Origin of the sequence: Limnobacter sp. MED105 (genome assembly GCF_000170915.1) — a bacterium.
Taxonomy (GTDB): Bacteria; Pseudomonadota; Gammaproteobacteria; order Burkholderiales; family Burkholderiaceae_B; genus Limnobacter.
In genome coordinates, this window is the sequence record NZ_ABCT01000015.1 from 1 (window position 1) to 14,087 (window position 14,087).

Sequence of the window (14,087 nt, forward strand, 5' to 3'; positions counted from 1 at the left end):
GAGCAGTAAAACTCGCAACGCTTCGAATGCTCTCGGCGGCAATCAAACAAAAAGAGGTCGACGAACGCGTCGAACTCGACGATACGGCGGTTCTCGCCATCATCGAAAAGCAAATCAAGCAACGAAACGAAGCCGCCATCCAGTTTGAGCAGGGTGGTCGGCCAGAGTCGGCTGAGGCTGAAAAGGCCGAGGCTGCCGTTTTGGCGTCTTACCTTCCCGCACAATTGTCCGAAGCGGAAGTTGTGGCCGAAATTCAGGCCATTGTTCAGGCTGTGGGTGCCACAGGCCCTCAAGACATGGGCAAGGTCATGGGTGCAGTCAAAGCCAAGCTGGCCGGCAAGGCCGACATGAGCAAGGTATCTGGTCTGGTCAAAGCGGCATTGTCCAAATAAGCAAGCGTCTCGCAAGCAGACTGCTCGTTTCCTCCCCTTTGGGTTTGTTATTCTAGAAGTCGAGCCCCTGGCTCTGATTTTTCTGTGCGTGAATTCACCCAAACTGCATGATTCCTCAAAGCTTTATTGACGATTTGCTTTACCGCCTCGACATTGCCGATGTGGTGGGGCGCTATGTTCAATTAAAGGCGGCCGGAGCAAACCTGCAGGGCTTGTGCCCATTTCACAACGAGAAATCCCCGTCATTCACGGTCAGCCCGTCCAAACAGTTTTATCACTGCTTTGGCTGCGGTGCACATGGCAATGCGGTGGGGTTTGTCATGGAGCACCTTGGGCTTACTTTTCCAGAGGCCGTTGAAAACCTGGCCGGTAATTTGGGCATTGATGTGCCCTACGAAAAAGGCATGGATGTGCCGGCTGAGGTGCGTTCTGAGCGTGAAGAACTGGTTGAGTTGTTGACACGTGCCGCCAACTATTACAAGGCGCAGCTTAAAAAAAGCCCGGTTGCCATTGATTACCTGAAGAATCGCGGATTGACGGGGCAGGTGGCTGCCCGCTACGGCATGGGTTACGCGCCCGATGCCTACCAAAACCTGGAAAGCGTCATTGAAAATTACGCCAGCAATACCCAGCTTGATTTGGCCGGGCTTACGAAAATTAGCGACAGCAACCGCCGGTACGACGCTTTTCGCGGTCGCATCATGTTCCCGATCCGAAATGCCAAAGGGCAAGTAATCGGGTTTGGGGGGCGCGTGTTGGGTGACGAAAAACCCAAGTACCTGAATAGCCCCGAAACACCCGTGTTTTCAAAAGGGCACGAGGTGTATGGCCTGTTCGAGGCGCGCCAGGCGATTCACAAAATGGGTTATGCCTTGGTCACCGAAGTTATATGGATGTGGTGGCTTTGGCGCAATGGGGTTTCGAGAATGCAGTGGCCACCTTGGGTACGGCTGTAACGCCTGACCATGTGTTGAAGTTGTTCAAACAAACCGATCGGCTTGTTTTTGCGTTTGATGGTGACGGGGCGGGTCAAAAGGCGGCCTGGCGAGCCTTGCAGGCTTGTTTGCCGCACGTCAGCGAGAACAAGCGGGCGGATTTCATTTTTCTGCCAGCCGAGCACGACCCCGACTCTTTTATTCGAACTGAGGGGCCAGACGGTTTTGAGGCCATGGTGGCGCAAGCCGCCTCCTTGTCAGAATTCTTGGCGCGCTACCTGGAACGCAATTACCCACTGCAACAAATTGAGGGCAGCGCGGCTGCCATTTCATTCTTGAAGCCTTTGATTGTGCAGATGCAGCCCACGGTTTATCGGTCTTCGCTGTTGCGTGCCTTGGCCAATTTGCTGGGCGCGACACCCATGGAGCTTAGCCGGCATCTGGGTTTGAAAAGCCGCGAGAGTGGGGGCGACTACTTCTCACCGAAAAACAAGGGGCAGCAAGGGCAGTTCCCGGAGAAAAAGTTTGGCAAGCGGTTTGGAAAGTTTAACGATGAGCCTCTGCAAAACAACTGGGGGCCCAGGCCAACGGCAAAATCGCCTTTGTTAAGCCTGGCTGCGCGGGTGATTCGTGCTCCGCAGCATGTTCAGCTGTGTAATTCATTGCTCGAGTTGTATGAGCGTGAGCAAAACCCGGCTGCGGAAGTGCACAGTTTTGTTCATTTGCTTGAAAAAGTCAGAAATGACCCCAACTTACTTGAAGCGCGGCTTCAGCATGCCTTCAACGACGAAGTGCATCAAAATTGGGTTAACTCGGTTCTAAAAGAAGCGCGTGGTTTGGATGATTCCCTCGATTTTGAAACCGAGTTGCGTTCTGGCGTGTATCAATGTAGCGAGCTGTGGTTTAAAGCCGAGCTGGAGCGGCTAACCGCCGAGATGCCAACTCAAGGGGAGCAGTTGCGTTGGTATCACGAGTGTATGCAACGCTTCCAAGAATTAAAACAAAAGCGAGTTAATCAGTTATAATTAAGGGTTACGGTGCAGCTTTTGCATCTTTTTGTAGTGCGTATTTGCGCACTGAGTGGCTGTTATTGAGTTGTTCAGGGAATGAATGTTCAAAATACTCAACATTTTTTCAAAAACACAGGAACAGAAAGCCAAATCCGGCCACAAAACCAAGTCTGCGAAGTCACAAGCCGTGAGTTCTCAGCAAACCGATACACACACACAGATTCCTGGTGGCCAAAAGCCGGAGAAGGAATCCTCCACTAAGGCATCCAAACGCAAGGGAGCGTCGTCAATGGCAGGGAAGAAGGTTTCTCCTCAAAAGGCAACTGTAAAAGAAGCGAAAGTAAACACCGTGGTTAAGAAGACAGAATCCAAGAAAACAGCACCTGTTGCTGAAAAGCCTGTGAGCAAGAAAGCCGCTGCGCCCGTACCCGCACCTGTTGTGGCCGAAGACAAGCCGAAGCGCGGGCGCAAGCCCAAAGCTGCAGAAGCCGCTGCCGAGCCCATTGCAAAGGTGAGCGTGAAAACAGCAAGCAAGCCCGCCAAGGTGGCGGAGCCCGTGGCCGTTGAGGAAGCACAGCCGAAGAAGCGTGGCCGCAAGCCCAAGGTGGCTGAGCAAGCTGCGCCTGCGCAAGCCGCTGAAGCCCCCAAAGGCCGTGGACGCCCGCCCAAAGCCGGCAAGCCCAAGGCCGAGGAAGAGGACGATGACGATATCGATTCTGGTGCCGATGCATCGCTCGATTCTGACGATGTGCCAGAAGATGATGATTCGGACGCCAAGAAAGCCGACCTGGTGATCATGCCCAAGCGTGGTCGCGGTTCCAAGGCCAAAGACAAGGCCTTGATCAATTCGGCTTACCTCAGCTCAGCCAACGCGACAGTTGAAGAACTCGAATTGCGCCGCAACCAGCTTAAAACCCTGATCAAAATGGGTAAAGAGCGCGGCTACCTGACATTTGCTGAAATCAACGACCACTTGCCAGACGATGTTACTGATGGCGAAGTGATCGAGGCCATGGTCAGCACCTTCCACGACATGGGTATTACTGTTTACGAACAGGCCCCTGACGCTGAAGCCTTGCTGATGAACGACAACGCACCGGTTGGCACCTCTGCCGAAGACGCAGAAGAGGAAGCTGAAGCCGCGTTAAGCAACGTTGATTCTGAATTTGGCCGCACCACCGACCCCGTGCGCATGTATATGCGTGAAATGGGCACGGTTGAACTGCTGACCCGTGAAGGCGAAATTGAAATCGCCAAGCGAATTGAAGCTGGCCTGAAAGACATGGTGCAGGCCATTTCCGCCTGCCCAGCCATTGTCGAAGACGTGGTTGGCCTGGGTCAGCGAATTGCAGAAGGTTTGTCTACAGTAGACGAAGTGGTGGATGGAATCATCGATGACTCCATCACAGAGGAAATGGTTGAAGCGGCTGCGCCTGAAGAGACCAACGATGACGATGACAATGAAGACGAGGAAGAGGGCAATGACGGTGGTACAACCTCTGGCATGTCAGCTCGTCAGTTGGAAGAGTTGAAGAAGAATTCCTTGGCCGTTTTTGCTGAAATTGAAAAACAGTTTGCGAAGTTGAAGAAAGTTCGCGCCGACGGTGGTTACAACACGCCAGCTTACAAAAAGGCCAAGGAAGCGATTGCAGAGCAGTTCATGAAAATTCGCTTCACTGCCAAGCAGGTTGAACGCCTGTGCAGCATTTTGCGTGAGCAAGTGGACAGTGTTCGCAAAATTGAGCGCGAAATTTACGACATCGCGGTGAACCGTGTGGGCGTGCCCCGCGAGCAGTTTCTTGACAAGTTCCGTGGCCATGAAGTGGAAGCTGCATGGGTTGATACATTCAGCGCATCGAACGCGGCTTGGGCTGAAACCTGGGCACGCAATGTGCCGGCCATCAATGAATTGCAACAGAAGTTGGTTGCCATTCAAGACACCGTGTCGCTGCCCCTGAACGACTTGCGCGCAATCAACAAGCAAATGGTTTCCGGTGAAAACCGTGCCCGTTTGGCCAAGCGCGAAATGATCGAGGCCAACTTGCGTTTGGTGATTTCGATTGCCAAGAAGTACACCAACCGCGGTTTGCAATTCCTGGATTTGATCCAGGAGGGCAACGTGGGCTTGATGAAAGCGGTGGACAAGTTTGAATATCGCCGTGGCTACAAGTTTTCAACGTACGCCACCTGGTGGATTCGCCAGGCGATTACCCGTTCCATTGCTGACCAGGCACGCACCATTCGTATTCCGGTGCACATGATCGAAACCATCAACAAGATGAATCGTATCAGCCGCCAAATTTTGCAGGAAACTGGTATTGAGCCCGACCCAGCCACGCTGGCCGAGCGCATGGAAATGCCTGAAGAGAAAATTCGCAAAATTTTGAAGATTGCGAAAGAACCGATTTCGATGGAAACACCGATCGGTGATGACGACGATTCACACTTGGGCGATTTTATTGAAGACAACCACACCTTGGCCCCACAAGATGCAGCGCAATACAGCAGCCTGCGCTTTGTGACCAAAGATGTGCTGGATTCACTGACCCCACGCGAAGCCAAGGTACTGCGCATGCGTTTCGGTATCGAAATGAGCACCGACCACACGCTGGAAGAAGTGGGCAAGCAGTTTGATGTAACCCGTGAGCGGATTCGTCAAATTGAGGCCAAGGCTCTTCGCAAGCTGCGTCACCCCAGCCGTTCAGACAAGCTGAAAAGCTTCCTGGAAGGCGAATAAAGCTTTTGAAAGGTAAAGTGGGGCTATAGCTCAGCGGTTAGAGCAGAGGACTCATAATCCTTTGGTCCCCGGTTCAAATCCGGGTGGCCCTACCAGTAAAAACAAGGACCTAGATGCTTTTCGCATTTGGGTCCTTTTTCTTTTTGCTCATTGCGTGTGCTGCAGTTAAGTTTGCAACCACTTCAAACCTTGAAGAGTCACCTTTGAAATCAAATAGAACCGAATGGTCCGGCCAAGCACTACAGCGGGCAGGAACATGGCCATGGGCATTGCGCCCGCGCCTGCGGCAAGTGCCAGCGTTTTAAACGGAATCGGTGCAAATGCCGCGATGAATAATACAGGCGGGCCATATTTGGCCATCAGTGTAGTGGCCTGGTTTACTCTTCCAGGTTTACTGACTGTGCCCATGCGGCTAATTCGCCGGCAAAGGCAAACCCCAGCAAGTAGGCTGAGCACGCACTGCAACTGAGCACAGCACACAGGCGACCATGAGGTGCTTCCAGCGGTCGGGGCGACCTATGATCATGGGCGGCAACATGATGTCGCTGGGTACGGGGAAAATGAACCCTCCCAGGTAGGTTAGCAGGCACATGGCTGCAATGCCGAACCGGCTGTTGGCCAGTTTCTCGCAAATTGATTTGAGCATGGCCTGGCAAGCTTTGGGTGGGGTGGTCAATTTTTCTATATTGACCGAGTAATGTTTCAGGTTTTAATCAGCAAGGCGTTGAATTCGCGTATCACCTGTGTAAATGCATCTGCATTCAATGTTTCCAGACGATTGGCCCGCAACTTGGCGACGTGTTCAAAGGTAAGTGGTTCTGCTTCGATAACACCCATGGTCCAGTTGTCGAACATGCGCTCTTTGATCGGCGAAATTTGAATGATTCGGCTGTCGGTGTGCCGCTTGTCATCGAGAATTTTCATGTAGGTGCGCAACACGGTTTGCTCGGGCCCCTCCAGCACTTGCATGAACATGCCGCCACCGTGCACCAATACGCCGGTGATTCCCGCTGCGCTGTTGTTTTTTCTGGAGGTCAGCAAAATTTCCTTCAGTACTTCTTCGCTGAAATCAGACCTGGCTTGGCTGCAATAAAGAAGTCGAATCATGCGCAGCGCTCCGGGTGGGCTGGGGGTTTATGGATTTGATTTCACCATGCTAGCGTGTTGAGTTGACAATGCGTCGAGCGAGGATGCGGGTGATTCCGGTGGCAATTCTGGCGTTGTCAGGATTTTCAGACAGCTTGTCAGATGATGCCTTGCATTCATTTTCTGGTGTGCCTGATTTATATCCGGAACTGTTCTAAGTATCTTTCTGTTTTTCCGCCTCAACAAACCAAGCGCAAGCATCACCATGATTTCTGGCGACAAACACCCGATAGCCTTTACCATGCCCGATCCCAAGAAGGCGGATGCTTTGGCTGCATCGCGCCCGCCGGAAGTGAAAACGGCCGCAGACCGGGATGGTGCCAGTGTGGTGGTGTCAATCTCAAGGCCGAGAGGGACCATGTTGGTGGACAGCACAACCCCCTTTGATGCAGACAAGGTGGAAATGATTCGCCGTCAGCTCAGTGAGGGTGGTTTGAAAATAGATGCGAACATCGTGGCAGATCGTATGATTAACGATCAAAAAGCCTTGTTAGGTGGGTGAATTGTAAAAAGTGTTCACTAAATTCCGTATTTAAGTCCTCTCAAATAAATATCAATAAAAACAATGATTTAAACTAAAAAATAAGTGTACAGTTGTACTCTTCTGACACTTTATTCTACTTTTTTCAGCAAAATTACTTGCGAAAAACCAGCGTTTTTAGTTACATTGGTGCACATCTGTTCACTAATGTGGAAAACGCAATGAGAACCAACAGCCAACTGTCTAGCAAAGTAGTCCGCGGACTCTCCAAAATTCTGGGTCAGGAATTCGTTACTTTCTGGCTTGAACAAGCAGGTAGCACCCATTCAACTGACCGCTGCCTGGCCGAGGTGGTGCGCATTGATCGCGAAACTGCTGATGCAGTCAGCCTGTGGTTGCGTCCCAACGCCTTGTTTAAGGGTTTCGAAGCTGGTCAGCACGTGAACCTCAGTATCACGATTGATGACGTAGTGCACACCCGCTCCTACAGCTTCAGCTGCGCGCCCACTGACAGTGGCCTGGTGCGCCTGACCATCAAGCAAACCCCAACTGGTTTGGTTTCGCGTTACGTTGTGAACCAGCTGGAAGTGGGCGCCGTGGTAGAACTGGGCGATGTGTTCGGTGACATGACCCTTGCACACACTCAATCCAATTTGAGCGCACAGCGCCCCACCATGTTGCTGTTGGCTGCCGGCAGCGGCATTACACCGATGATCAGTCTGATTGAAGAACTGGAAGCCAAGGGCTGGCCAGCCGATGTAACGCTGATGAGCTGGGCGCGCAACCCCGAAGATGTGTTGTTCGACACAAGCCTGAAAGCCAAGGCCAACGAACATTTCAAGTACGTGCGCCTGCTGGAAAGCGGTGCCAACTTGGCCGAGGGTGATTTGGCGGGCCGCCCCAGTGCGGAGCAATTTGCTGCTGTGGCGGGTGCGCTGGAAACGACTGATGTATATGCCTGTGGCCCCGATGGTTTCATGAATGCTTTGCGCGGCATTCTGGGCGACACCCCCAAGAGTTTCCACGCCGAATCGTTCACACCCATGGCTTTGACCATTGATGAAAACGCCGAAGTAAAAACATTCACAGTGACCCTGACCAAAAGCAACCGCATTCTGGAAGTGAGCAACAACAAGCCACTGTTGAAAGCACTGCAAGAGCAGGGCATTAACCCCCCACACGGTTGTGGCATGGGCATTTGCAACACCTGTTCATGCGAAAAGCTGACAGGCACCACGCAGAACATGCAAAACAAATCGGTGTGTGCCACCAACAATTCGGCGCTGCGTTTGTGTATCAACGCCGCCCAAGGCCCGGTTTCCCTGGACCTGTAAAAGCAAAACCTAAAAATACTGGAGCAAATCATGAGAAAAGCTGACCGCAAATTGAGCCCCGCTGAACTGGAACAGTTTGGTGCCGAGATTGAAGCGATTCGTCAAAAGCATTTGGCCGATGTTGGCGAACGCGATGCCAAGTACATCACCAAAATTGAAAAAGCAGTGCGTTACACCGAAATCGCAGGCCGTGGCCTGCTGATGGCCGGTATTTTCCCACCTGCATTTATTTTGGGTACGCTGACTTTGGGCGTGTCAAAAATTCTGGAGAACATGGAACTGGGCCACAACGTGATGCATGGTCAATACGACTTCATGCAAAACAAGCGCCTGATGGGCCAAACCTACGAGTGGGACACCTGGTGTACAGCTGACAACTGGCGCTACAGCCACAACTACCGTCACCACACCTACACCAACGTGCTGGGCGAGGACCATGACATTGGTTATGGCGTGTTGCGTCTGTTTCCTGAACAGAAATGGGAGCCGCGCTTTTTGGCGAACGTACCTTTAATGGTTTTGCTGGCCACCTTCTTTGAAAACCTGCTGGCTTTGCAAACCCTTGAACTTGAAAAAGTAATCAGCGGTGAGAAAACCCTGAAGGAAACCAAGGACCGCGCCATTCCCACGTTCAAGAAAGCTGGTCGTCAAATTGCGAAAGATTATGTGTTCTTCCCGCTGTTGGCAGGCCCTTTCTTCTTGCCTGTGTTGGCAGGAAACTTCCTGGCGAACATTATTCGCAATTACTGGACCTTTGTGATTATTTTCTGTGGTCACTTCACAGCCGATTCTGAAGTGTTCGACAAGTCGATTATCGATGGCGAATCGCAAGCGCATTGGTACTTGCGTCAATTGAAAGGCTCATCCAATCTGACTGGTGGCAAGTTGTTCCATATCATGTCGGGTAACCTGAGCCACCAGATTGAACACCACCTGTTCCCCGAGGTGCCAGCGCACCGCTACGCGGAAATGTCGGTTGAAGTGCAGGAAATCTGCAAGCGTTACGGTCAGCATTACAACAAGGCCTCGCTGGTAAAGCAGTTCTCGACTGTGGTGGGTCGCGCTTTCAAGTACAGCCTGCCAAGCTTGAAGCGCAAGAATCAGGAAGCTGTGGCGGCCTGATTGCCCCCCGGTTTACTGTGTATCGTCGGTTTTTGTAACCCGATGGCTGATTTGCTGCGTTAGGTACCGTGCTCCCCCCCAAGGGGTGCGCAGTATCCATAACAAACAAAGGAAGTCAGCCATGAAAAAACTAATTTCTATTGCCGTTTTGTCTGCCGCCGCAGCCAGCCCAGCCTTCGCCGAAGGCCCCTATCTGGGTGCCACCTACAACAGCTTGGGAATTACCGACAGCCGGATTGGCGGAGTCGAGCTGGATGTCGACACGCTGGGTGTGGTCGGTGGCTATGAACTGAGCCCCAACCTGGCCGTAGAGGGTCGCTTGTTGACCGGTGTGGATGAAGAAAACTCTGGCGCTTTCCGCGCTGAAGTGGATTCCTACATTGGCGCCAACCTGCTGGGCAAATTGCCTTTGAACAACCAGTTCTCGCTATACGGCACATTGGGTTACGGTTTCCTGGATGCCAATGTCAGCGGCCCCGGCTTTAACACCAGCGACGACGATGGCGCGCTCAGCTATGGCGGTGGTGTGATGTACACCGCAGGCAGTGTGAACATTCGTGCCGGTTACGAGATGCTTTACGACAAAGACAACATTGAAGCAGATGGCTTGAATTTGACTGCCACCTTTGCTTTCTAAACTCAAGTCAATTAGGGGTGTGCCAGGAAAGGTGCACCCCTCTGTTCACGCCTTGCGACACTCCTTGAGTGTTTGATCATTCAATGTCCGGAAGAGATGGCTTTTTGTGTTTCTTCTTGATAGCTTTCTGATGTAACAAAACCCCTACACTTTTTAGGGATCCTTTGGTCATCGAGAGTTTGCATGCTTCGTATCGCACTTTTTTTCAGTTTCTTGTTGTTATCCTGGGCAGCCCAAGCCGCGCCTTTGCGCATCGGTGTGTCTGAAACCATACTCTCCCTGCCTTTGTACATCGCCGAGTCGGAAGGCTTTTTCCAGAAACGCGGTGTGAATGTTGAGTTTGTGAATTGCGTAGGCGGCAACCGCTGCGTGAAGAACATGCTGGACGGTCAGACTGACCTGTCCACTGCCACTGAGTTACCTGTGGTGTTCAACAGTTTTACGCGAAAGGATTTCGCGATTTTGACCAGCTTTGTGAGCGTCTCGAACGACTTGAAAGTGGTGGCGCGTACCGATTCAAAAATTACAGAACCGGGCAAGTTGCGTGATAAAACCCTGGGGTATGTAAAGGGCGGTGCAAGCCAGTATGTACTCGACCTGGTGTTGGTGTACAACGGCATCGACCCCGACACAGTAAAGCTGAAAACAATTACCCCTGAGACAGCCCTGGCCGCCTTGGCCAACAAAGAGGTGGATGCACTGTGCATCTGGGAGCCTTTTGCATCCCGAATTGAACTGGATTTGGGAACAGACGTGCAACTGGTGCCCATTCCCAAGCTGTACACCGAGACATTCAATTTGATTGCCATGCAAAGTGTGATCAAAGCCAAGCCACAAGAACTTGAACGGGTGGTGCGGGCCCTGAAAGACAGCACCCAATTTATTCAAACTCACCCCGAGAAGGCGAAGGCCCTGGCTGCCAAGCGATTGAAGATTCCGGTGGTTGTGGTGGACAAAATATTTGATGACTACCGGTATCGCTTGAGTTTGAACCGCTCTTTGCCGCGCACAATGGAAGGGCAAGCGCGGTGGGCTCTTCGTGAAGGGCATGTGGAGGCCAGCTTGCCTCAGCCCAATTACTCCGGGTTTTTGTATCCTGCCTTTTTGAAAGCAGTAGACCCTGGCGCTGTGTCGCTTCAATAATGGGAAATTTGTAGTGCGTGTTGCCACCAAAATCAACCTTGCCATTCTTAGCACCATTGTTTGCGCGGTGGTGTTGGTGCTGGGCAATCTGTTCATTCTCAGTGAGCAGTTCAAGGGTTTGGAGCAGTCGCAAAAGGCTCAAAGTATTACCCGTTTGTCGTCCAGTCTGTTGGTTCTGACCCAAGAGTACGTGCTGTTCAAGTCGCCTTCTGTGGCCGATGCCTGGTTGCGTACTCAGGAAGAACTTGAACGCTTGATTAAGTCCACTGTAAACCCCTCGGTGGCACCGCAAGAGCTTTCTGACATTCAAGGCAGCCTGGCGGAACTGAAGCCTATTTTCAATGAGCTGAACAGCAGTGTGGTACCCGGGAACAACAGTGCAGCTTTTCTGGAGCGCCGGCAAAGCCTGATCGTGGAGCGCTTGATCGCTGAAACCCAGGTAATTTCCGAGTTGGGTTACCAGTGGGCCACACAAGTGAATGAGGCGCAAGCCAGAAACCTGAAAGGCCTGACCCTTTTGGAATCGGTGGGCTTGGGTAGTTTTGTGGTGGTGATCGCCTTGTTGGTGGTGTTGATGCGCACTGGGGTGTTGAACCCCTTGGCCAAGTTGAAGCGCACTGCTGATGAAATTCGCAATGGCAATGAAGATGCGGTGTGTGAAGTGAACACCAATGACGAATTGGGCGATGTGTCCAAAGCGGTCAACCAGATGGCCCACAACCTTGCGCACAAAAACAAGCGTTTGCGCGAGGCCAACACACGCGTGGAAATGGCGAGCCAGGCCAAGACAGAATTTTTGTCGAACATGAGTCATGAGATTCGCACGCCACTGAATGGCATCGTCGGCCTTACCTATTTGTTGAAGGACACTTCGGTGTCGAGCAACCAAAAGTTGTTGCTGGAAAGCCTGGAAAAAACATCGCGTAACCTGATCGATTTGGTCAGTGATGTACTCGATATTTCAAAAATTGAAGCAGGCAGCATGGAGCTGGAATCCAAGCCCTTCTCGACGCTGGAGTTTATCGACAAGGTGTCGGGGATTATGACGGGTGCCGCGGCGAGCAAGCCAATCGAGCTGATTATTGACCCGCCCAGCGACATGCCGCGCGAGTTGATCGGTGATGAGTTGCGTTTCCGCCAAATTGTGGTGAACCTGGTGGGCAATGCCATCAAGTTTACGCAGGTGGGGCATGTGCATTTGATATTGCAAGTGTTGTCCAATCAGGGCGGTGTGTGCCGTTTGCGCGTGGAAGTGCGAGACACCGGAGTGGGTATTTCACCGCAGGGGCAGACTAACCTGTTCCGACAGTTTCACCAAGCCAACACTTCGGTTGCACGGGAGTTTGGTGGTTCTGGCCTGGGTTTAAGTTTGGTAAAAAAGCTGGTCGAGTTGATGAATGGCAGTCTGGGTTTCAACAGCGAGTTGGGGCACGGCAGCACCTTTTGGGCCGAACTTGAATTCGCAGTACCTCAAGGTGGCACTAGTACTTTGACCGAGACTGGTGATACGGTTTTGCTGGTGTCGGAGAGCGAGCTTCAAACGCAGGCCTTGTTGAACTCCTGTGATTTGGTGGGCCGCAAGCTAATCACCACCGAAAGCCTTGAAGATGCCCGCAAGTTGATGGTGAGTACCTTGGGTGTTGCTGGCATTGTGCTGGACTTCCCAAAACGGCAGATTGATCGCTTGGCCTGGATCGAGTTTGTCAAGGCCATGGGTTTGATGGGTGTGCCCTGTGCTGTGTTGCTGGGCAGCGATGACACCCGACGTTTGCTGGACAAGGGTATTAGCGAAATTTTCAGTGCTATTTATGTAAAGCCTTTAACGCCGCTACAACTTCAGAATGCTTTTAAAAACGCAGCACCGAACCTGGCCACACGAACCAGCCTGGCGATTGCAGCAAGCGGAAAAATGAATTTGCTGATTGTGGACGACAGTGACTTGAACTTGAAGGTGCTCGAAGGCATTTTGGTACGAAAGCAAGCCAACATTACCAAGGCCAACAATGGGCTGGAGGCTTTGTCGTTCCTGTTGCAATACGGCCATGGTTTTGATGCCGTGGTAATGGATGTGCAAATGCCTTTGATGGATGGTCTCGAGGCTACCCGCGAATTGCGCAAACAACCCTTCAATGCGAATTTACCAGTGATTGGTTTGACCGGTGAGGTGGGGCCCGAAGACGAAAGGCGAGCCCTTGAAGCCGGCATGAATGCGGTGTTGCACAAGCCGCTACAGCCCGAAGACCTGATGTACATGCTCAACAAACTGGTAAAGCCGGTGAACGTGTAATCAGTTTGGTACCTTCTGTTTGAATCCTTCTATTTGGCAGCAACAATCCACATGTTGTCGCTGGTGGGTTGCTTGTCGGCCAAACCAAATTGCACTACCTTCATGCCTTGCCGAACAATCAATGCCTCCAGGTTATCTGGGGTGAAGTAATTCACATGGTCGGGCAGGCGAAAGCCGCACCATTTTTCGGCGCGAATTTTTCGGTTCCAGGAACCATAGTTGGGCACTTTGATAATGACCACACCGCCAGGCTGAAGCACTTTGGCCACACCTTGCAGTAGTCCATTGGGTTCTACCTCATGTTCAAGAAAGGCGCTCATCAGTACGCCTGCGAAGTGGTTCTCGGGCAGCTTTTGAATGCCGTTCAAGGCATTGTCATGCATGATACTTCCGCCCCGCGGCTCCACTACTTCACTGGCCGCTTGGGCCAATGCTTTGGACACTTCGATGCCATAGGGCTGGTATTTGGCGGGCAGGGTGGCCAGCAGGCCACCAGCAGCACAGCCAATGTCGAGCACCCGGCCGCCTGGAATGTATTTCTCGATCAATTCAGGCAGCTTGTTTCGTTTGAGTACTTTTTGCCGAAAATGTTTGAAGGCACGGCTTAAGCCTTGTTTGACAGGTTCGCGTTCTTCGCGCACCTGGCGTTCGGTTTCCGAAGTTTTCTCCCAGGCAAATTCTTCGCTCAGACGTTCGTAAACCGGTGCACGCTTCAGATACACAAATTGGCATTTGTTGCATTCAATCATGGGCCACTCGCTGCTGCCGTAGCTGAGTACCTGCGCGTCTTCGGCACTGTTCTGGCAGAAGGGGCAGCTGCGGGAGACGAGGCGTTGAGTGACATCCATCTGAAATTCTCGTTG

Annotated in this window: 12 protein-coding genes, 1 tRNA gene and 1 pseudogene; 10 read left to right on the forward strand and 4 right to left on the reverse strand. The window is 52.1% G+C overall.

Annotated elements, in window-relative coordinates; translation table 11 throughout:
* From LMED105_RS12645 to LMED105_RS12660, 4 genes and pseudogenes are all read left to right on the forward strand, one after another.
* The coding region (locus LMED105_RS12645; protein WP_008251938.1) for a GatB/YqeY domain-containing protein at positions 1-392 on the forward strand (392 nt) is incomplete at its 5' end.
* A gap of 107 nt (positions 393-499) precedes the next feature.
* A pseudogene (gene dnaG / locus LMED105_RS17045) lies at positions 500-1,737 on the forward strand (DNA primase); the annotation flags it as partial.
* A gap of 889 nt (positions 1,738-2,626) precedes the next feature.
* Positions 2,627-5,074 carry an RNA polymerase sigma factor RpoD gene (rpoD, locus tag LMED105_RS12655; RefSeq protein WP_232222756.1) on the forward strand — a complete coding sequence of 816 codons (2,448 nt, stop codon included), beginning with the start codon at positions 2,627-2,629 and terminating at the stop codon, positions 5,072-5,074.
* 19 nt (positions 5,075-5,093) lie between these two features.
* A tRNA-Ile gene (locus LMED105_RS12660) sits at positions 5,094-5,169 on the forward strand.
* A gap of 70 nt (positions 5,170-5,239) precedes the next feature.
* On the opposite strand, the gene LMED105_RS12665 is transcribed toward LMED105_RS12660, so the two are convergent.
* From LMED105_RS12665 to LMED105_RS12675, 3 genes are read right to left on the reverse strand one after another with little or no spacing between them, the layout of a single operon-like run.
* On the reverse strand, positions 5,240-5,482 hold the full coding sequence (locus LMED105_RS12665) for a hypothetical protein (protein WP_008251958.1): 243 nt from the start codon (positions 5,480-5,482) through the stop codon (positions 5,240-5,242).
* A 4-nt stretch (positions 5,483-5,486) separates the two neighbouring features.
* Positions 5,487-5,720, reverse strand: coding sequence for a hypothetical protein (locus LMED105_RS12670; protein WP_040513443.1), 234 nt, complete (start codon positions 5,718-5,720; stop codon positions 5,487-5,489).
* Positions 5,721-5,776: 56 nt separating this feature from the next.
* Positions 5,777-6,181, reverse strand: coding sequence for a BLUF domain-containing protein (locus LMED105_RS12675; RefSeq protein ID WP_008251962.1), 405 nt, complete (start codon positions 6,179-6,181; stop codon positions 5,777-5,779).
* A 244-nt stretch (positions 6,182-6,425) separates the two neighbouring features.
* Here LMED105_RS12675 and flgM point away from each other — a divergent pair, with 244 nt between their 5' ends.
* The 6 genes from flgM to LMED105_RS12705 all read left to right on the forward strand — a co-directional run bounded on the left by flgM (position 6,426) and on the right by LMED105_RS12705 (position 13,224).
* Positions 6,426-6,722, forward strand: coding sequence for a flagellar biosynthesis anti-sigma factor FlgM (flgM, locus tag LMED105_RS12680; RefSeq protein ID WP_008251966.1), 297 nt, complete (start codon positions 6,426-6,428; stop codon positions 6,720-6,722).
* A 200-nt stretch (positions 6,723-6,922) separates the two neighbouring features.
* Positions 6,923-8,035 (forward strand): ferredoxin reductase, encoded by a 1,113-nt coding sequence (locus LMED105_RS12685; RefSeq protein ID WP_156799695.1) that lies wholly within the window; start codon positions 6,923-6,925, stop codon positions 8,033-8,035.
* Between the two features lie 30 nt (positions 8,036-8,065).
* Positions 8,066-9,157 (forward strand): acyl-CoA desaturase, encoded by a 1,092-nt coding sequence (locus tag LMED105_RS12690; RefSeq protein WP_008251969.1) that lies wholly within the window; start codon positions 8,066-8,068, stop codon positions 9,155-9,157.
* 121 nt (positions 9,158-9,278) lie between these two features.
* A complete protein-coding gene (locus LMED105_RS12695) occupies positions 9,279-9,794 on the forward strand; it encodes a porin family protein (RefSeq protein WP_008251971.1) in 516 nt (171 codons plus the stop codon).
* Between the two features lie 183 nt (positions 9,795-9,977).
* The gene (locus LMED105_RS12700) at positions 9,978-10,937 is read left to right on the forward strand and encodes an ABC transporter substrate-binding protein (protein WP_008251973.1); all 960 of its coding nucleotides are present in this window, start codon (positions 9,978-9,980) and stop codon (positions 10,935-10,937) included.
* A gap of 13 nt (positions 10,938-10,950) precedes the next feature.
* Positions 10,951-13,224: an ATP-binding protein gene (locus LMED105_RS12705; protein ID WP_008251975.1), complete on the forward strand. Its 2,274-nt coding sequence runs from the start codon at positions 10,951-10,953 to the stop codon at positions 13,222-13,224.
* 29 nt (positions 13,225-13,253) lie between these two features.
* Here LMED105_RS12705 and LMED105_RS12710 read toward each other — a convergent pair whose 3' ends face one another.
* Positions 13,254-14,072 (reverse strand): bifunctional 2-polyprenyl-6-hydroxyphenol methylase/3-demethylubiquinol 3-O-methyltransferase UbiG, encoded by an 819-nt coding sequence (locus LMED105_RS12710; RefSeq protein WP_008251977.1) that lies wholly within the window; start codon positions 14,070-14,072, stop codon positions 13,254-13,256.
* Positions 14,073-14,087 lie beyond the last annotated feature (15 nt).

Coding starts and splice junctions, on each gene's coding strand:
- rpoD (WP_232222756.1), top strand. CDS start 2,627: ATGGCAGGGAAGAAGGTTTCTCCTCAAAAGGCAACTGTAAAAGAAGCG.
- LMED105_RS12665 (WP_008251958.1), bottom strand. CDS start 5,482: ATGGGCACAGTCAGTAAACCTGGAAGAGTAAACCAGGCCACTACACTG.
- LMED105_RS12670 (WP_040513443.1), bottom strand. CDS start 5,720: ATGCTCAAATCAATTTGCGAGAAACTGGCCAACAGCCGGTTCGGCATT.
- LMED105_RS12675 (WP_008251962.1), bottom strand. CDS start 6,181: ATGATTCGACTTCTTTATTGCAGCCAAGCCAGGTCTGATTTCAGCGAA.
- flgM (WP_008251966.1), top strand. CDS start 6,426: ATGATTTCTGGCGACAAACACCCGATAGCCTTTACCATGCCCGATCCC.
- LMED105_RS12685 (WP_156799695.1), top strand. CDS start 6,923: ATGAGAACCAACAGCCAACTGTCTAGCAAAGTAGTCCGCGGACTCTCC.
- LMED105_RS12690 (WP_008251969.1), top strand. CDS start 8,066: ATGAGAAAAGCTGACCGCAAATTGAGCCCCGCTGAACTGGAACAGTTT.
- LMED105_RS12695 (WP_008251971.1), top strand. CDS start 9,279: ATGAAAAAACTAATTTCTATTGCCGTTTTGTCTGCCGCCGCAGCCAGC.
- LMED105_RS12700 (WP_008251973.1), top strand. CDS start 9,978: ATGCTTCGTATCGCACTTTTTTTCAGTTTCTTGTTGTTATCCTGGGCA.
- LMED105_RS12710 (WP_008251977.1), bottom strand. CDS start 14,072: ATGGATGTCACTCAACGCCTCGTCTCCCGCAGCTGCCCCTTCTGCCAG.